15 protein-coding genes are annotated in these 17,234 nt (G+C 54.7%); 5 read left to right on the top strand and 10 right to left on the bottom strand.

Annotated elements, in window-relative coordinates:
- Positions 1–3 precede the first annotated feature (3 nt).
- A complete protein-coding gene (gene zipA / locus BMF08_RS11230; RefSeq protein WP_072567673.1) occupies positions 4–1,047 on the bottom strand; it encodes a cell division protein ZipA in 1,044 nt (347 codons plus the stop codon).
- Between the two features lie 229 nt (positions 1,048–1,276).
- Between zipA and cysZ the strand changes: the two genes are divergently transcribed.
- The 5 genes from cysZ to crr all read left to right on the top strand — a co-directional run bounded on the left by cysZ (position 1,277) and on the right by crr (position 6,114).
- Positions 1,277–2,038: a sulfate transporter CysZ gene (gene cysZ, locus BMF08_RS11225; RefSeq protein ID WP_072567672.1), complete on the top strand. Its 762-nt coding sequence runs from the start codon at positions 1,277–1,279 to the stop codon at positions 2,036–2,038.
- A 140-nt stretch (positions 2,039–2,178) separates the two neighbouring features.
- Positions 2,179–3,150 carry a cysteine synthase A gene (gene cysK / locus BMF08_RS11220; RefSeq protein WP_072567671.1) on the top strand — a complete coding sequence of 324 codons (972 nt, stop codon included), beginning with the start codon at positions 2,179–2,181 and terminating at the stop codon, positions 3,148–3,150.
- A gap of 384 nt (positions 3,151–3,534) precedes the next feature.
- Positions 3,535–3,792, top strand: a complete 258-nt coding sequence (gene ptsH / locus BMF08_RS11210; protein ID WP_043017126.1) for a phosphocarrier protein Hpr — start codon at positions 3,535–3,537, stop codon at positions 3,790–3,792.
- 44 nt (positions 3,793–3,836) lie between these two features.
- Positions 3,837–5,564 (top strand): phosphoenolpyruvate-protein phosphotransferase PtsI, encoded by a 1,728-nt coding sequence (gene ptsI, locus BMF08_RS11205; RefSeq protein ID WP_072567670.1) that lies wholly within the window; start codon positions 3,837–3,839, stop codon positions 5,562–5,564.
- A 40-nt stretch (positions 5,565–5,604) separates the two neighbouring features.
- Complete coding sequence (gene crr, locus BMF08_RS11200; RefSeq protein WP_049841435.1) at positions 5,605–6,114, top strand: PTS glucose transporter subunit IIA; 510 nt, start codon at positions 5,605–5,607, stop codon at positions 6,112–6,114.
- A gap of 61 nt (positions 6,115–6,175) precedes the next feature.
- Here crr and pdxK read toward each other — a convergent pair whose 3' ends face one another.
- The 9 genes from pdxK to BMF08_RS11155 all read right to left on the bottom strand — a co-directional run bounded on the left by pdxK (position 6,176) and on the right by BMF08_RS11155 (position 17,078).
- Positions 6,176–7,021, bottom strand: a complete 846-nt coding sequence (pdxK, locus tag BMF08_RS11195) for a pyridoxine/pyridoxal/pyridoxamine kinase (protein WP_072567669.1) — start codon at positions 7,019–7,021, stop codon at positions 6,176–6,178.
- Between the two features lie 11 nt (positions 7,022–7,032).
- Complete coding sequence (gene cysM, locus BMF08_RS11190; protein WP_072567668.1) at positions 7,033–7,944, bottom strand: cysteine synthase CysM; 912 nt, start codon at positions 7,942–7,944, stop codon at positions 7,033–7,035.
- A gap of 225 nt (positions 7,945–8,169) precedes the next feature.
- Positions 8,170–10,830 (bottom strand): glycoside hydrolase family 78 protein, encoded by a 2,661-nt coding sequence (locus BMF08_RS11185; RefSeq protein WP_072567667.1) that lies wholly within the window; start codon positions 10,828–10,830, stop codon positions 8,170–8,172.
- A gap of 12 nt (positions 10,831–10,842) precedes the next feature.
- Positions 10,843–12,120, bottom strand: coding sequence for an MFS transporter (locus tag BMF08_RS11180; RefSeq protein ID WP_072567666.1), 1,278 nt, complete (start codon positions 12,118–12,120; stop codon positions 10,843–10,845).
- 43 nt (positions 12,121–12,163) lie between these two features.
- Positions 12,164–13,021, bottom strand: a complete 858-nt coding sequence (locus BMF08_RS11175; RefSeq protein WP_072567665.1) for a helix-turn-helix domain-containing protein — start codon at positions 13,019–13,021, stop codon at positions 12,164–12,166.
- A 254-nt stretch (positions 13,022–13,275) separates the two neighbouring features.
- The gene (gene cysA / locus BMF08_RS11170) at positions 13,276–14,370 is read right to left on the bottom strand and encodes a sulfate/thiosulfate ABC transporter ATP-binding protein CysA (RefSeq protein ID WP_072567664.1); all 1,095 of its coding nucleotides are present in this window, start codon (positions 14,368–14,370) and stop codon (positions 13,276–13,278) included.
- Entirely contained in the window at positions 14,360–15,235 is an 876-nt protein-coding gene (cysW, locus tag BMF08_RS11165) for a sulfate/thiosulfate ABC transporter permease CysW (RefSeq protein ID WP_072567663.1), read from the bottom strand. Before cysW ends, cysA begins: the two co-directional genes overlap by 11 nt.
- Positions 15,235–16,068 carry a sulfate/thiosulfate ABC transporter permease CysT gene (cysT, locus tag BMF08_RS11160; RefSeq protein WP_072567662.1) on the bottom strand — a complete coding sequence of 278 codons (834 nt, stop codon included), beginning with the start codon at positions 16,066–16,068 and terminating at the stop codon, positions 15,235–15,237. Before cysT ends, cysW begins: the two co-directional genes overlap by 1 nt.
- Positions 16,068–17,078 carry a sulfate ABC transporter substrate-binding protein gene (locus BMF08_RS11155; RefSeq protein ID WP_072567661.1) on the bottom strand — a complete coding sequence of 337 codons (1,011 nt, stop codon included), beginning with the start codon at positions 17,076–17,078 and terminating at the stop codon, positions 16,068–16,070. Before BMF08_RS11155 ends, cysT begins: the two co-directional genes overlap by 1 nt.
- Between the last annotated feature and the right edge of the window lie 156 nt (positions 17,079–17,234).

Raw genomic sequence — 17,234 nt, 5'->3', positions numbered from 1 at the left:
AGTTTATGCGTTTGCCTCTTTAACTTCGCGAATGCGGGCCTGATACTCACGCAGCTTTTGCGGCGTCATCATACGGCGCTGATCGTCTAACACCATGCCGCCGACTTCATCAGCAATGTACTGAGCAGATTGCAGCATAAGCTTGAAGTTTTGCAACTCATCGCCGTAAGACGGCACCTGCATGAAGATAGTAACGCCAGGCGTGGTGAAGTTGCCGGTCATTTCAGGATCAAAGGTGCCAGGATTAACCATATTCGCCAGGCTGAACAGTGCCGGGCCGCTGCCGTCCGGGCTGAGGTGACGATGGAAAATGTTCATGTCGCCGAACATAAAGCCAGCCTGTTGAATGCTGTTAAGCAGCACATCACCGTTCAGTTCGGTACCCTGATGCGCGGCTACGCTCATCACGATCACCGTTTCTTTACGCTTCGGCGGTTCAGGCGCGATAACCGGCTCTTCAACGACGGGCGCTGGAGCGGGTTCTGGCTGCTGCGGCGCGCTGTACTGCGGCTCGACGTGCGGCGCAGGCTGCGGTTGATGCGTGACAGGCTGCTGGTGAACAGGCTGTTGTTGAGCCGGTTGCGGATGAACTGGCTGTTGATGTACGGGTTGCGGCTGAGCCGGTTGTTGATGCACTGGCTGTTGATGAACAGGCTGCTGCGGCTGCTGTACCGGCTGACGCGGCGGCTCCTCATAAGCCACCGGCGCGCTGTCACGCGGCGGCACGGGTGCCGTCGGGCGAGGCTGTGCCGACGCATAAGGCGGCTGATACTGGTGCTGAGGCGAACGCGGGGCATCCTGCTCAGGGGCTGTTCCCGGTGCAGGGTTAACCCGGTGAACCCGAACTTCACCTACGCCATCGTCGGCGTCTTCGTCGATGTCATCCTCAAAAGGTTCATCATCGCGACGCGACTTCATGCGTTTTAATGGGCGATCGCGGAACATAGAAGAGCGCTCTTTCCGGCTGGTCCAGAACCCATGTACCAGCAGAGCGATTATGGCGATCGCGCCAACAATGATTAATATCAGACGCAAATCCTGCATCATTATATTCTCTGTTGTTCTAACACCTTGCCACCACGGCAAACATTTACTCACTAAGAGTATTTGCCGATTCCCGCAAGTGCAAGTGCACACATGGCTTTCACTGCATAAAGATGAACAAAATCGTGCTTTTTGCTGTTTTTTCGAACATTTCCGAACTAGCCAGCGGCGCGTAAACCGCTAATATAGCCGTGCACTTTCCCTGGCTGTTAATAAAGGAGTCTGGCCTGATATGGGTTTATCATCTGCAACCGCGCCTCGTAGCGGCGTCTGGTACTTTTCTCAGGGCTGGAAGCTCATCACCCTCCCCGGCATTCGCCGCTTTGTGATCATGCCGCTGCTGGTCAATATTCTGCTGATGGGCGCCGCTTTTTTATGGCTCTTTTTACAGCTCGACAGCTGGATCCCGCAACTTATGTCCCACGTACCCGACTGGCTCCAGTGGCTGAGCTATTTACTGTGGCCTCTGGTGGTCATTTCGGTGGTGCTGGTGTTCGGCTATTTCTTCTCAACCCTCGCCAACTGGATCGCGGCCCCCTTCAACGGCCTGCTGGCGGAACAGCTGGAAGCGCGTCTGACCGGCGCAACGCCGCCGGATGCAGGGATCGCCGCCATCATGAAAGACATTCCGCGCATCATGAAGCGTGAATGGCAGAAACTGGCGTGGTATCTGCCGCGGGCCCTGGTGTTGCTGCTTCTTTATTTCATCCCTGGCATTGGTCAGACGGTCGCTCCCGTGCTGTGGTTCCTGTTCAGCGCCTGGATGCTGGCGATCCAGTACTGCGATTATCCCTTTGATAATCATAAAGTGCCCTTTAAAACCATGCGCGAGGCGTTACGCCAGCAAAAGGTCACAAATATGCAGTTTGGCGCGCTGACCAGCCTGTTTACGCTGATCCCGTTCCTTAACCTGGTCATCATGCCGGTGGCGGTATGCGGCGCAACGGCGATGTGGGTGGACTGTTATCGGCCAAAACACGCGCTGTGGAAGTGAGTGGATTATTCCTCTTCTTATTCCATACTTGTTGTCATTATTTCTCATCAGCATATAGATATGCGAAATCCTTACTTCCGCATCATTCTTAACCGCGTATGCTGATGACGTTCCCAAATTCATACAGTTAAGGACGGGCTATGAGTAAGATTTTTGAAGACAACTCGTTGACTATCGGTCATACGCCGCTGGTTCGACTGAACCGCATCGGCAATGGACGCATCCTGGCGAAGGTTGAATCCCGCAACCCGAGCTTCAGCGTGAAATGCCGTATCGGTGCCAATATGATTTGGGATGCCGAAAAACGTGGTGTGCTGAAACAGGGCGTTGAACTGGTTGAACCGACCAGCGGCAACACCGGTATCGCGCTGGCCTATGTGGCTGCCGCGCGCGGTTACAAGCTGACGCTGACCATGCCGGAAACCATGAGCATTGAACGCCGCAAGCTGCTGAAAGCGCTGGGCGCGAACCTGGTGCTGACCGAAGGCGCGAAAGGCATGAAAGGCGCGATCCAGAAGGCGGAAGAAATTGTCGCCAGCGATCCATCCAAATACCTGCTGCTTCAGCAGTTCAGCAACCCGGCGAACCCGGAAATCCACGAAAAAACCACCGGCCCGGAAATCTGGGAAGATACCGACGGACAGGTTGATGTGTTTATCGCAGGCGTGGGCACCGGCGGTACGCTGACCGGCGTGAGCCGTTATATTAAAAATACCAAAGGCAAAACGGATCTCATCACCGTGGCGGTTGAACCGACCGACTCCCCGGTGATCAAGCAAGCGCTGGCAGGCGAAGAGCTGAAGCCAGGCCCGCATAAAATCCAGGGTATCGGCGCAGGCTTTATTCCTGGCAACCTGGATCTTAAGCTTATCGACAAAGTGGTCACCATCACTAACGAAGAAGCCATCGACACCGCGCGTCGTCTGATGGAAGAAGAAGGTATCCTGGCAGGCATCTCTTCCGGAGCCGCCGTAGCGGCAGCATTGAAATTGCAGGAAGACGAAACCTTTACCAACAAGAATATTGTCGTTATTCTCCCTTCTTCAGGTGAGCGTTATTTGAGCACTGCGCTGTTTGCCGATCTCTTCACTGAAAAAGAACTGCAACAGTAATGTCCGCACAGTAAAATCGCGCAAAAAAGCACCTGTCAGGGTGCTTTTTTGTGGCGCACGTCAAAGTTTCCGCTCGCACAGCATTGCTTCGCCCCTGCAGGTCTGGTATTTAAGCACCACATTTATTTCGAAGCGCGAAATTAATCGAATTGTGACTTTGTGCCAGCTGAATCGATTTAATCATTTGGTTCAGGTCTCGCTTTCGCGGCATAATGATTAATGACGGACGAAACCTTAACGGCCAGAAGTTTCCGGCCCGGATTTGCGTCAACACGCTTCTGTATCGCGTCCCGTTACTCTCGGCGCTAACAATACAGGCTAAAGTTAAGCCGCCAGGCTAGACTTTAGTTCCACAACACTAAACCTATAAGTTGGGGAAATACAATGTTCCAGCAAGAAGTTACCATTACCGCTCCGAACGGTCTGCATACCCGCCCTGCTGCTCAGTTTGTTAAAGAAGCAAAAGGCTTCTCCTCTGAGATCACTGTGACCTCCAATGGCAAAAGCGCCAGTGCTAAAAGCCTGTTCAAACTGCAAACTCTGGGTCTGACTCAGGGTACTGTGGTTACGCTGTCCGCAGAAGGCGAAGACGAGCAGAAAGCCGTTGAGCATCTGGTTAAACTGATGGCTGAACTCGAGTAAGTTCACGGGTTCTTTTAAAAATCAGTCACAAGTAAGGTAGGGTTATGATTTCAGGCATTTTAGCATCCCCGGGTATCGCTTTCGGCAAAGCATTGCTGCTGAAAGAAGACGAGATCGTCATCGACCGGAAAAAAATTTCTGCCGACAAGGTTGATCAGGAAGTTGAACGTTTTCTGAGCGGTCGTGCCAAGGCATCAGCGCAACTGGAAGCCATTAAGACTAAAGCTGGCGAAACTTTCGGTGAAGAAAAAGAAGCCATCTTCGAAGGGCACATTATGCTGCTCGAAGATGAGGAGCTTGAGCAGGAAATCATAGCCCTGATTAAAGATAAGCACGTCACTGCTGATGCAGCCGCGCACGAAATTATCGAAGGTCAGGCCACCGCTCTTGAAGAGCTGGATGACGAATACCTGAAAGAACGCGCCGCTGACGTGCGTGACATCGGTAAACGTCTGCTGCGCAATATCCTTGGCCTGGCGATTATCGATCTCAGCGCAATTCAGGATGAAGTCATCCTGGTCGCTGCCGATCTGACTCCGTCCGAAACCGCACAGCTTAACCTGAAGAAGGTGCTGGGCTTTATCACCGACGTTGGCGGCCGTACCTCCCATACCTCTATCATGGCGCGTTCCCTTGAGCTGCCAGCGATTGTGGGCACCGGTAGCGTCACCTCGCAGGTGAAAAACGACGACTATCTGATTCTGGATGCCGTAAACAATCTGGTTTACGTCAACCCGACCAACGAAGAGATCGAAAAACTGCGTGCCGTGCAGGAACAGGTCGCCAGCGAAAAAGCTGAACTGGCGAAGCTGAAAGATCTGCCGGCAATCACGCTCGACGGCCATCAGGTTGAAGTGTGCGCCAACATTGGTACTGTCCGCGATGTAGACGGTGCTGAGCGTAACGGCGCGGAAGGTGTCGGCCTGTACCGTACCGAATTCCTGTTCATGGATCGCGACTCTCTGCCAAGCGAAGAAGAGCAGTTTGCGGCCTATAAAGCCGTTGCAGAAGCCTGTGGCTCGCAAGCGGTTATCGTCCGTACCATGGACATTGGCGGCGATAAAGAGCTGCCGTACATGAACTTCCCGAAAGAAGAAAACCCGTTCCTGGGCTGGCGTGCGGTACGTATCGCTATGGATCGTAAAGAGATCCTCCGCGATCAGGTTCGCGCCATCCTGCGCGCCTCCGCCTTCGGCAAACTGCGCATCATGTTCCCGATGATCATCTCTGTTGAAGAAGTGCGCACGCTGAAAAAAGAGATCGAGATCTATAAACAGGAACTGCGTGACGAAGGTAAAGCCTTTGACGAGAGCATTGAAGTGGGCGTGATGGTGGAAACCCCTGCCGCAGCGACCATTGCCCGTCACCTGGCGAAAGAAGTTGATTTCTTTAGCATCGGTACCAATGATTTAACGCAGTATACGCTGGCAGTTGACCGTGGTAATGATATGATTTCACATCTTTACCAGCCGATGTCACCGTCCGTGCTGACGCTTATCAAGCAAGTCATTGATGCTTCTCATGCTGAAGGCAAATGGACTGGCATGTGTGGTGAGCTAGCAGGCGATGAACGTGCTACACTTCTGTTGCTGGGGATGGGTCTGGATGAATTCAGTATGAGTGCCATTTCTATCCCGCGCATTAAGAAGATTATCCGTAACACGAACTTCGAAGATGCGAAGGTATTAGCAGAGCAGGCTCTTGCTCAACCGACAACGGACGAGTTAATGACGCTGGTTAACAAGTTCATTGAAGAAAAAACAATCTGCTAATCCACGAGATGCGGCCCAAATTACTGCTTAGGAGAAGATCATGGGTTTGTTCGATAAACTGAAATCTCTGGTTTCTGACGATAAGAAAGATACCGGAACCATTGAGATTATCGCTCCGCTGTCTGGCGAGATCGTCAATATTGAAGATGTGCCGGATGTAGTGTTTGCTGAAAAAATCGTTGGTGATGGCATCGCTATCAAACCAACCGGCAACAAAATGGTGGCACCGGTTGACGGTACCATCGGCAAAATCTTTGAAACCAACCATGCCTTCTCTATCGAATCCGATAGCGGCATTGAGCTGTTCGTTCACTTCGGTATTGATACCGTTGAACTGAAAGGCGAAGGTTTCAAACGTATCGCCGAAGAAGGCCAGCGCGTTAAAGTTGGCGACCCGGTCATCGAGTTCGATCTGGCACTGCTGGAAGAGAAAGCCAAGTCTACCCTGACGCCGGTTGTTATCTCCAACATGGACGAAATCAAAGAGCTGATCAAACTGTCCGGTAGCGTGACCGTGGGCGAAACCCCGGTTATCCGCATCAAGAAGTAATTCTTGCCGCACATAAAAAAGGCACCTTCAGGGTGCCTTTTTTTTGCCTGTCACTTTGCGTTCAGACCAGGTCTGGCGGCAGCAGCAGTTCATCACGGCCGGTATCCAGCGTATAACGCATCACCTCAAAAACCCGCGTTCCCGCCTTTTTCACCGCGTCGCTCAGGCTTAAGCCTTTTACGATGCCGCTGGTCAGCTCGGCGCAGAACAGATCGCCGGTGCCTTTTAAATCTGTCGCCACGCGCGGATGGGTGATCACTTCCACACTGTCTGCCGTGACCAGCACCACGTGCATGTCGTCGCTGTCGGCAACGCCCGGCGCACTGGTGATAACAATCCATTTCAGGGAATCAGAGAGCAGCCCTTTGGCGGCGGCAATGGCGCTGTCATGATCGCGGCACGGTTTGCCGGTCAGCACTTCCAGTTCGAAAACGTTCGGCGTCAGCCCCTGCGCCAGCGGCAGCAGATGCTGGCGATAGGCGTCCGGCAGCTCCGGCTTGACGTAAATACCGCTGTCGATGTCGCCAATAACCGGGTCCACCAGGATCAGCAGATCAGGATGCTGCGCCTTCAGCGCCGTCAGCCAGCGCGCCAGAATAGCAATCTGCGACGCATTGCCCATATAACCGGTGGTCACCGCGCGTACCTGGCGCAGCGCATCCCGCTCCTGCAACGCCTGTAAATAACCGCTGAACCACTCGTCGGGGATCACGCCGCCGTAGAAGGTATCGTAATGCGGGGTATTACTGAGCAGCACCGTCGGAACGGCGATCACATTGAGATGGTGACGTTTGATGGTCGGCACGCCAATGCTGTTACCGACGCTGCCGTAAACTACCTGCGACTGCACGGCGACAATATCCGCCTGTAACGCTCTGGTTTTATCGTTGAACAACACCATGTTCATTGTTGCCTCCTTTAGATGCCTGAACCCTGAGAATAACTCTCTTCACCAAACACGCCGGTGGAGAGATAACGATCGCCGCGATCGCAGATAATGGCCACCACGACCGCGCCCGGCGTGGCCTTTGCCACGCGTAACGCCCCGGCGACCGCGCCGCCTGAACTGACGCCGCAGAAGATGCCTTCCCGGGTGGCCAGCTCGCGCATGGTATTCTCCGCTTCACGCTGATGAATATCCAGTACCTCGTCCACCAGCGCGGCATTAAAGATCCCCGGCATATATTCAGCGGGCCAGCGACGGATGCCGGGAATGCTGCTGCCCTCTTCCGGTTGCAGGCCGACAATGGTCACCGCTTTTTCCTGCTCGCGCAGAAAACGGGATACGCCGGTGATGGTGCCGGTGGTACCCATGCTGGAGACAAAGTGAGTGATCCGCCCGCCGGTTTGCTGCCAGATTTCCGGCCCGGTGGTGGTGTAGTGTGCGTAAGGGTTATCAGGATTATTGAACTGATCCAGCAGCTTGCCTTCGCCGCGCTGCGCCATCTCAGCCGCCAGATCGCGTGCGCCTTCCATACCCTGCTCTTTGCTGACCAGCACCAGTTCAGCGCCATAGGCGCGCATTGCCGCCCTGCGCTCCTGGCTCATGTTGTCCGGCATCAGCAATTTCATGCGGTAGCCTTTCATCGCGGCGATCATCGCCAGCGCAATGCCGGTATTCCCGCTGGTGGCCTCGATCAGCACATCGCCGGGTTTAATTTCACCGCGCTTTTCCGCCTGAACGATCATCGATAAAGCCGCGCGATCTTTTACCGATCCCGCCGGGTTATTGCCCTCCAGCTTGACCCAGATTTCACTGCCGTTATCCGGAGTCATGCGCTGGAGTTTCACCAGCGGCGTATTGCCGATAGTGTCTTCTAATGTATTCACAAACGCTGTCCAATAAAAAGCCCGGTGGCGCTTCGCTTACCGGGCTTACATGCATAACCCAGACCTGGACCACCCGGCAAAAACAAGATGGCGATAACTTATCAGCCACGCCCGGTCAGGTCTATATTCACTGTGACGTTTCTGTGTTGCACGATGGCGCTATGATTACCGGGCATGCAAACCAACCCAGTCCGGGCAAGCGAATGCGCCGCCCGGCAAAAGCCCTTATGCCTTATCGTCAGCAGGCAGATATTCCACCTGATACGCCCCCGAGCCGGTTGTTGCACACCATTGCGAACCGTGTGGCGTAAACGCCAGCCCGCCCGCCACAATAATCTCGCAGGCGGCGAGTTTCAGCGTGGCGGTAGTGTTTGCCGGAATACGCACGCTTAGTCGGATGCGCCCATCAACACGACACCAGTGCACGGCGATTTCGCCATACAGTGACTGATAACCGGCATCAACAAAACTCACCTCACCGCCCGGCAGCGGGGAAATAATGACGTGCTTAAAGCCGGGCTGTGCCTCGTCGACCTCAATACCCGCCACCGCACGATATAACCACTCCCCTACCGCTCCGTAGGCATAATGATTAAAGGAGTTCATGTCAGGACTCCACATTGAACCATCCGGTCTGATGCCGTCCCAGTGCTCCCAGATGGTGGTCGCCCCGGCGTTCACCTGATACAGCCATGACGGGAAATCGTCTTTCATCAGCAAAGCCCATGCCTCGTTGATCCGCCCGTTCTGACTCAGCGCATGACAAAAATAGGGTGTGCCGACGAAGCCTGTTACCAGATGTCCCTCCTGTTCCGCCAACAATTCCACCAGCGTATCTACCGTGCGCTGACGCCAGGCATCGGGAACAAGATTGAAATACAACGCCAGAATATGCGCCGTCTGGGTTCTGGCGGTCATCGCGCCGTCAGCGGTGAAAAATTCGCTGTGAAAGTGCTGCACAATGGCCTGATATAACGCCCGGTAATTCGCCGCATCATCATGGCGACCCAGCACTGCCGCCGCGCGGGCGAAAAGCCCGGTGGAATACGCATACCAGGCGGTACAAATCAGCGAATCGGGCGTGGCGCCAAAATAGCTACCTTCGGCGGTATCCAGCGCCACCCAGTCACCGAACTGCAATTTGTAACGCCACAGGTGATTGTCAGCGTGAGCATGCATAAAGTCGATCCAGGCTTTCATACTGTCATATTGCGTGTCCAGAATGCGGGTATCGCCGTACATCAGGTACAGCGTCCAGGGATTCACCACCGCCGCGTCGGCCCAGGCGGATGACGAATGAGTTCCCCCAGCGGACAAAAAACGGTCAGCCTCGCAGTGCCCGGTCAGTATATCCGGGATCACATGAGGAACGCCGCCCTCCGGCGTCTGGTCAATTTTCAGATCGGCCAGCCATTTGGCGAAAAAGTTGCGCGTTTGCATCAGGTAGCTGGCGGTGCGGCAGAAGATTTGCGCATCGCCCGTCCATCCCAGCCGCTCGTCACGCTGCGGGCAGTCCGTCGGCACATCGACGAAATTGCTCTTCAGTCCCCATAAAATATTATGATGTAACTGATTAAGGCCTGCGTGTGAACAGCTAAATCGCCCGGTTTGCTGCATATCCGAATGCAGCACAATGGCTTTAAAATTCTCAGCCTCAATCCGGCCCGGATACTGCTCCACTTTTACATAGCGAAAGCCCTGAAAGGTGAAGTGTGGATGGTAAGTTTCTTCGCCATCGCCGCTAAGGATGTATTCGATGCGCTGCTGCGCACTGCGCAGATTGTCCAGATAGACATTTCCCTGAGCGTCCAGCGTTTCGAAATGGCGCAATACCACCCTGTCGCCACGCTGGCCGTTAACGCAAAACGCCACCCAGCCGCTCATATTCTGGCCGAAATCAATCACCGTATCGCCCTGCGGCGTGGTGATGATAGCCTGAGGCAACAGCGTTTCCTGCGCCTTCACCTTACCTGCGCCCTGAGCGGTCAGCGCCTGCCGGTTAAAAGTCACCACGCTGGCCGGACGCCACCCATGATCGTCAAACTCCGTATTCGCCCAGCCATCTTGCACCAGCCGGGCGTCATACACTTCGCCATCGTAGAGTTCGGAAAAGCGGATCGGCGAGGCATCCGTGCGCCAGCCGTCATTGGAACCGATCACCTGCTGTGTCCCGTCGTCATAGCGAACCACCAGCTGGCAGAGCAGCGCCGTTTGCTCACCGTAAAAATTGCGGTGCCGCATAAAGCCCATGTCCCCTTTAAACCAGCCTGCGCCTACTTCCGCGCCAATGGCATTCTTGCCCTGACGGAGTTGTGCTGTGACATCCCAGGTCTGATACAGCAAATGCTGCTTATAGCTTGTCCAGCCGGGGGCCAGTTCATCATTGCCCACCCGTTGGCCATTGAGATAAAGATGGTAAAGCCCAAGTGCGGTGACGTGGACAAAGGCCACCGCGATAGCTTTATCTGCCAGCCTGAAGGTATGACGCAGCAAGGTGCCGTTCGACTGGTGGCGATTTTCCGGCGTTTCCGCCGAGATAAAATCCGCCTGCCAGGGGGCATTTAGCATACCAGTGACGAATTCTGCGGCCTCGCTCCAGCGGCTCTGTTCGCCATCGTTATCGCTGATACACACGCGCAGGAAATAGCGCGTCGAAGGCAATAGCGGGATGTCCGGCAGCGTGATATTCGCCGACGCGTTATCCGTAACCACACCGCTGTCATAGTGAAGCTGTGAAAACGCGGCGTCCGTACTGCACTGTAGCCGCCAGCTTTGTTGATAGACGTTTTGCCGATCGCTGACAATTTGCCAGCCCACCAGCGGAAATGCGTCCACGCCGCACAGTCCGGGTTCATAATTGAGGGTGATCTTGCTTACTGCCAGCATAATTCTGACTCCTTATTGCTGAAGGTGTTTAAATTCGTCCTGTAATTCGCTGGCCTCAAGGCTGAATTCATTGCGCTGCTGGCCATGGAAGCACAGCCAGCCGATCAACAACCCCGAGGCGACGATAGAAGATAAAATGGTGTAGAGCACAACAGGCCCGGCATCGAGCAACACCGGGGTAACAAAGGCGAGAATGCCGCAGGAGAGACGTGACAGGCCGACAATAGCGCCCTGCGCGGTGGAACGCAGCATGGTGGGGAAAGACTCCTGCGACCAGACTTTCATGATGCCCTCGAACGCCAGACCGCTGCCGATACCGGTAAACAACAGACAGCAGAACCACGACAGCGGCGAGAAGCTCAGCAGCACCGGCATAAAAAATCCGCCAGCAAAAAAACAGGCACCCACTACAAAAATCCGCATCCGGTGCGCCGTATCCACGACTTTCATAAACAACAGGCCGGATACCATACCGACCGGCATGATGAGCAGGTTCCACAAGGAATTTTGCTCCACGCTGATGCCGACAACATTAACCGCCACATAGGTGCCAAACTGCCCGCCGGTATTTGCTGCCAGATTGGTGAAGGAATAAAACAGACACAGCGCGAAAAAAGGCCATGCGTATTTGCCGCGCAGCAGATCTTTAAACGCAACTTTTTGCGCCCGTACCGTACTCACGCCGCGTAATCGCTCGTCGCACGCCGTCAGCCACAGCGGGGATTCAGGGATCGACCAGCGCAGCACCAGCAGCGTTGCCGCCACCACGCCCACATGCAGATACATGATTTGCGCCCCCGTCGCCCCCCAGCCGCCCACCACGGCGGAGATCGCCATGGTGGTGCCAATGCCCAGCGTCCACAGCAAATTCGACAGGCCAATGATCTTGCCGCGATTCGTATCGCTGGCGGCTTCGGCGATGGTGGCGAGCGATACCGGTAGATCGGCCCCGGTCGCCAGCCCCACCAGTACTGTGCCGATAAATAACAGCGGGAAGAGTTTGCCAAACGCCAGTAATAGCGTACCGGCCACGATCATCGCCATGGTGGTGATAAAGACGTTACGCCTGCCGAGGCGATCCCCCAGACGCCCGCCGACGCAGGCACCCAGTGCGATGCATAAGGTTAATATGCCCGACAAAATGCCAATTTCTGTCGCTGTGGTGCCGATCGCTTTCTGATAAATAACCAGCGCAGTGCCATTAGAAACAATGGCCGCTGAGTCGATATAAGACGCCATGCCCGAAACGACGCCCACATACCAGGCATTCGGTTGTGTATTTTTATCCATAACATTCACTCCATTTCCTTATTATTGACCACCCATTAGAGGATCATGTTTCGCTGACCGAACGGCTTAACTGGCGCTCCTGTGTGGGCGTACGTGAAAAGTGTTTTTTATACATTTCGGTTAAATGCGGGGCATTAATAAAGCCACAATGCGTGGCAATAGTTTTCACTGGCAAATCGGTGGTACGCAATTTCTCCTGCGCTTTTAATAAACGAAAAATTTGCTGGAATTTTTGCGGAGTAACTCCGGTCAGATCGTGAAAAGCTCGATACATGGTGCGCTGGGAAAGCCCCGCCATTTCGCATAAGCTCTGCCAGTGAATCTGCTGCGGATAGTTATGACGAATATAATTCAGTAAATACAGGACACCGTTGCCGCCCGGAGCGGTGCGATGCGCCGACTGTTCGATACACTGATACAGCGTGGAGAAGATCCCCAGCAGCCGCGATTCAGTATGCGCAAAATAGGCGCAGTCATAGCTGTCATCGCGTCGTGCGCTTACTGCTGCCGCCTCGGCGATCACCTGCCGGAGTTCATTTTCACCAAGCGGCTGATAGTGCTGCGTAAAGGGTACAGTGTGTTTTTTTACCATTACCAGCAGATCATCTACATGATGAATAAAATGAAACGGACGCTGTTTGTGAAGCAGTATATTGATAAGTGACAAATGACTAGTCTGATTATAATAATGTACATCATTTGCCGACACGTAAAAAAAATCACCCTGGTGAATTAACTCAACCTGATCGTTAATGACATGAAATCCGCAGCCACCACATACAATTACCAACTCATCGAATTCATGCCCGTGAATATCTGCCATGGCCTGATTGTTTAATTTAAAAAGACAAAAGGCATGGATGTCCGACAGGAAAAAATCCTGACTTAATTTAATATCCATATGCTGGCGCTCCTGATAACAGGTATTACCATTTATGGGTTTTATTAGAGCGCATAATGAATGACAAGTCATTATGAGGAAATGGCAGTGGAATGAAAGTCAGTGTGACCTTACCTGCATTTCGAGTGTGTGGAGGAAATAAAAAAGCGACAGGGTTGTGTTTTTTTGCCGGGCGGCACATTCGCTTGCCCGGCCTACAGGTAAGGAGCCATTATGTAGGCCCGGTAAGCGAAGCGCCACCGGGCATTACGTCCTCACGCGGATTCCGCCAGCGGCTGTTCTTCGTGATTTTCGATTCGCTCATTGCCGTGGTACAGACGCGCGTGTTGCAGGCCGACAAACAGCCGTTCGCCGCGCACCGGCGCATCATCTCCGCGCATCACCACGGCTAAAGTTTCGTCATACCAGCCCAGCGGCTGCACCACCAGCTGCGTATAATGCCCTTTCGGACTGGCTTCGATGACCTGCACCGGCAGCGGCGAATCCAGACTGGTACGACGGCTGATGTCCACTTCCCACGGGCGCAGGAACAGATCCACGTCCCCCTGATGGGCAGGCGTATAACCCAGCGGCCAGCGGTGCGCGCCGACGTGGAACTGCCCGCCGCGTACCGTGCCTTTCAGACGGTTCACTTCGCCCATAAATTCCAGCACAAAGCGGGTCGCCGGTTCGCGCCACACCTGCTCCGGCACATCAACCTGCTCGATGTTGCCCTGACTCATTACCACCACGCGATCCGCGACTTCCATTGCCTCTTCCTGATCGTGGGTGACGAACACGCTGGTGAATTTCAGTTCTTCATGCAACTGACGCAGCCAGCGGCGCAGCTCTTTACGCACCTGCGCATCCAGCGCGCCGAAAGGCTCGTCGAGCAGTAAGATCTGCGGATCCGGTGCCAGCGCGCGGGCCAGCGCCACACGCTGTTTCTGCCCGCCGGATAGCTGGGCCGGGTAACGATCGGCGAGATGCGCCAGCTGCACCATCTCAAGTAATTTAGTGACTTTCGCTTTGATGGCGAGGGCATCCGGACGCTCGCGACGCGGCAGCACCGTCAGGCCAAAGGCAATATTGTCGAACACCGTCATATGGCGGAACAGCGCGTAATGCTGGAACACGAAGCCGACTTTACGATCGCGGGCATGCAGACGGCTGACGTCGGTGCCCTGAAAACGGATGCGGCCGCTGGACTGGTGCTCCAGCCCGGCAATAATGCGCAGCAACGTGGTTTTACCGGAGCCGGACGGCCCCAGCAGCGCCACCATTTGTCCGGAAGGAATATCCAGCGAGATGTCATTGAGCACCTGGGTGCGTCCGAATGACTTCTTAATGTTGGCGATCTCAATGCTCATGATGTTCCTCCTGTTGCGCGCGTTTTTCCTGATTGTGCAAACGCCACTGCAACCCACTCTTTAAAAACAGGGTCAAAATAGCCATTAACGTCAGCAGGGCGGCGGCGGTAAAGGAGCCTACCGTGTTGTAATCCTGCTCCAGCAATTCTATCTGTAACGGCAGCGACAGGGTTTCACCGCGGATCGAGCCGGATACCACCGACACCGCCCCGAATTCACCGATGGCGCGTGCATTGGTCAGCACCACGCCATAGAGCAGTGCCCAGCGGATATTGGGTAAGGTGACGCGGCGGAACATCTGCCAGCCGGACGCGCCGAGCAAAATGGCGGCCTCATCTTCATGGCTGCCCTGGCTTAACATCACCGGCACCAGCTCGCGCACCACAAAAGGACAAGTCACAAAGATGGTCACCAGCACCATGCCGGGCCAGGCAAACATGATCTGCATATCATGCGCGTCCAGCCAGCCGCCGAGGGGCCCATTGGAGCCGTAAAACAGCAAATAGACTAAACCGGCGACCACCGGCGAGACGGCGAACGGAATATCCAGTAGCGTCAGCAGCAGCTGACGGCCCGGAAAATCAAAGCGCGTCACCAGCCAGGCCAGCAGAATGCCGAACACCAGGTTCACCGGCACGGTGATCAGCGCAATCATTACCGTCAGCCAGATGGCGTGCAGCATGTCCGGATCGGCAAGGTTTTGCAGCACCGGCATCAGCCCTTTGCTGAAGGCCTGCACGAAGATATAGATCATCGGCACCAGCAGGATGAACGCAGAAAGGAGCATCCCGGTGCCAATTAAAAACCATTTGCCCCAGTTAATACGGGGCGCGTCAAAGCGTTTCAATTGGGTAACGTCCGCCATTAGTGACCTACCACACGCCGGCCAAAGCGACTTTGCAGGGTATTGATGGAAAACAGCAGCAGTAAGGATGCCGCGAGGATCACCGAGGCAATGGCGCTCGCCGCCGGATAATCAAACTCCTGGAGGCGCACGAAAATCATCAGCGATGTCACTTCCGTTTTCCACGCGATGTTACCGGCGATAAAAATCACCGCGCCAAACTCCCCCAGACTACGGGTAAAGGACAGCGCCACGCCCGCCAGCAACGCCGGGGAAAGCTCCGGCATCACCACTTTGCGGAAACTCTGTAAGCGGGTTGCGCCCAGGGTTTGCGCGGCTTCTTCGTATTCCGGGCCTAACTCTTCCAGCACCGGCTGTACGGTACGCACCACAAAGGGGATGCTGGTAAAGGCCATCGCCACCGCGATACCAAGCCAGGTATAGGTGACTTTAATATCGAACTGCGCCAGCCACTGGCCGTAAAAGCCGTTAACGGAAAACAGCGACGCCAGGGTTAAGCCCGCCACCGCCGTGGGCAGCGCGAAGGGTAAATCCATCAGCGCGTCGAGCAGCGTACGCCCCGGAAAACGGTAGCGGGTGAGGATCCACGCCATCAGCAGGCCAAACACACCGTTGAAAATGGACGCCACAAAAGCCGACAGCAGCGTGACTTTATAGGCCGCCACCACCTGCGGATTAGTGATCACTTCCCAGTACTGCGCCCAGCTCATTTGCGCCAGCTGCATCACCAGCGCGCTTAACGGCAGTAATAAAATCAGGCAGACGAACAGTAAACTGGTGCCAAGACTCAGGGTAAAGCCCGGCAGCACGCGCCGGGTCGACATGGCAAACATCAGCTACGCCCCGCCGCCAGCAGTTTGTCCAGCTCGCCGCCGGTGGTGAAGTGGGTTTTCATCACCTCAGGCCAGCTGCCGAACTGATCTTCCACGCGGAACAGGTCGGTCTGCGGGAATTTATCCTGCAGTTTTTCCATTACCTGCGGATTGTTCACGCGGTAGTAGTAATCGGTGATGATGGTCTGCGCCTGCGGGCTGTACAGCCAGTTCAGATAAGCTTTCGCCGCTTTTTCTGTGCCATTGGCCTTAACGTTTTTATCCACCCAGGCGACCGGGAATTCCGCGAGGATATTCACCTTCGGCACCACGACTTCAAAGCCCTGCGCTTCATACTGTTTGCGGATGTTGTTTACTTCCGATTCAAAGGTGATCAGCACATCGCCGAGGCCGCGCTCCACAAAGGTGGTGGTCGCGCCGCGTCCGCCGGTATCAAAGACTTCGACGTTTTTCAGGAACTGGGTCATGAATTTTTCAGTTTTGGCTTTATCGCCGCCGTCGGCTTTTGCCGCAGCGCCCCAGGCCGCCAGATAGGTATAACGCGCGTTACCGGAGGTTTTCGGATTCGGGAAGATCAGCTTCACATCAGAACGCACCAGATCGTTCCAGTCGTGGATATTTTTCGGGTTACCTTTGCGCACCAGGAACGCCATGGTGGAGTAAAACGGCGAGCTGTTATTCGGCAGACGGCTCTGCCAGTCCGCCGGGATCAGCTTGCCTTTATCATGCAGGATCTGCACGTCAGTGACCTGGTTATAGGTCACCACGTCAGCCTTCAGGCCTTGCAGGATCGCCAGCGCCTGTTTTGAAGAACCGGCATGGGATTGTTTGATGGTCAGTTTGTCGCCGCCATTGTCCTTCGCCCACTGCTGTTCAAACGGCGGATTCAGGGCGGCAAACAGCTCGCGGGAGACATCATAGGAGCTGTTAAGCAGTTCTGTTGCCTGCGCCTGAGCCACCAGCAACAGGGATGCTGCAAGCGTCAGATATCCTTTTTTAAGTTTGGTCATGGCGGTGCGCACCCTTATAAGTAGAAAGACTGTTCGGATCACAGTTTATTTATAAGCAGTACGAAAGGAGTAACGGTTTTATATACCGTTTGGTGATTTGCAAGTTGAAAAGAGAATAAGGCAGCAGGGAAATTGCCGGGTAGCGCTAAGGCTTAC

This window comes from Enterobacter sp. SA187 (assembly GCF_001888805.2).
Taxonomy (GTDB): domain Bacteria; phylum Pseudomonadota; class Gammaproteobacteria; order Enterobacterales; family Enterobacteriaceae; genus Enterobacter_D.
The sequence above is the reverse complement of the archived record's forward strand: the minus strand, read 5'-3'. Positions and strand labels throughout refer to the sequence as shown.

What these genes read in the sequence shown, in the direction of transcription:
- cysA (WP_072567664.1), bottom strand. Translation starts at nt 14,370, where the DNA reads ATGAGCATTGAGATCGCCAACATTAAGAAGTCATTCGGACGCACCCAG.
- ptsH (WP_043017126.1), top strand. Translation starts at nt 3,535, where the DNA reads ATGTTCCAGCAAGAAGTTACCATTACCGCTCCGAACGGTCTGCATACC.
- BMF08_RS11175 (WP_072567665.1), bottom strand. Translation starts at nt 13,021, where the DNA reads ATGGATATTAAATTAAGTCAGGATTTTTTCCTGTCGGACATCCATGCC.
- BMF08_RS11155 (WP_072567661.1), bottom strand. Translation starts at nt 17,078, where the DNA reads ATGACCAAACTTAAAAAAGGATATCTGACGCTTGCAGCATCCCTGTTG.
- BMF08_RS11180 (WP_072567666.1), bottom strand. Translation starts at nt 12,120, where the DNA reads ATGGATAAAAATACACAACCGAATGCCTGGTATGTGGGCGTCGTTTCG.
- cysW (WP_072567663.1), bottom strand. Translation starts at nt 15,235, where the DNA reads ATGGCGGACGTTACCCAATTGAAACGCTTTGACGCGCCCCGTATTAAC.
- zipA (WP_072567673.1), bottom strand. Translation starts at nt 1,047, where the DNA reads ATGATGCAGGATTTGCGTCTGATATTAATCATTGTTGGCGCGATCGCC.
- cysZ (WP_072567672.1), top strand. Translation starts at nt 1,277, where the DNA reads ATGGGTTTATCATCTGCAACCGCGCCTCGTAGCGGCGTCTGGTACTTT.
- BMF08_RS11185 (WP_072567667.1), bottom strand. Translation starts at nt 10,830, where the DNA reads ATGCTGGCAGTAAGCAAGATCACCCTCAATTATGAACCCGGACTGTGC.
- cysK (WP_072567671.1), top strand. Translation starts at nt 2,179, where the DNA reads ATGAGTAAGATTTTTGAAGACAACTCGTTGACTATCGGTCATACGCCG.
- pdxK (WP_072567669.1), bottom strand. Translation starts at nt 7,021, where the DNA reads ATGAACATGGTGTTGTTCAACGATAAAACCAGAGCGTTACAGGCGGAT.
- ptsI (WP_072567670.1), top strand. Translation starts at nt 3,837, where the DNA reads ATGATTTCAGGCATTTTAGCATCCCCGGGTATCGCTTTCGGCAAAGCA.
- cysT (WP_072567662.1), bottom strand. Translation starts at nt 16,068, where the DNA reads ATGTTTGCCATGTCGACCCGGCGCGTGCTGCCGGGCTTTACCCTGAGT.
- crr (WP_049841435.1), top strand. Translation starts at nt 5,605, where the DNA reads ATGGGTTTGTTCGATAAACTGAAATCTCTGGTTTCTGACGATAAGAAA.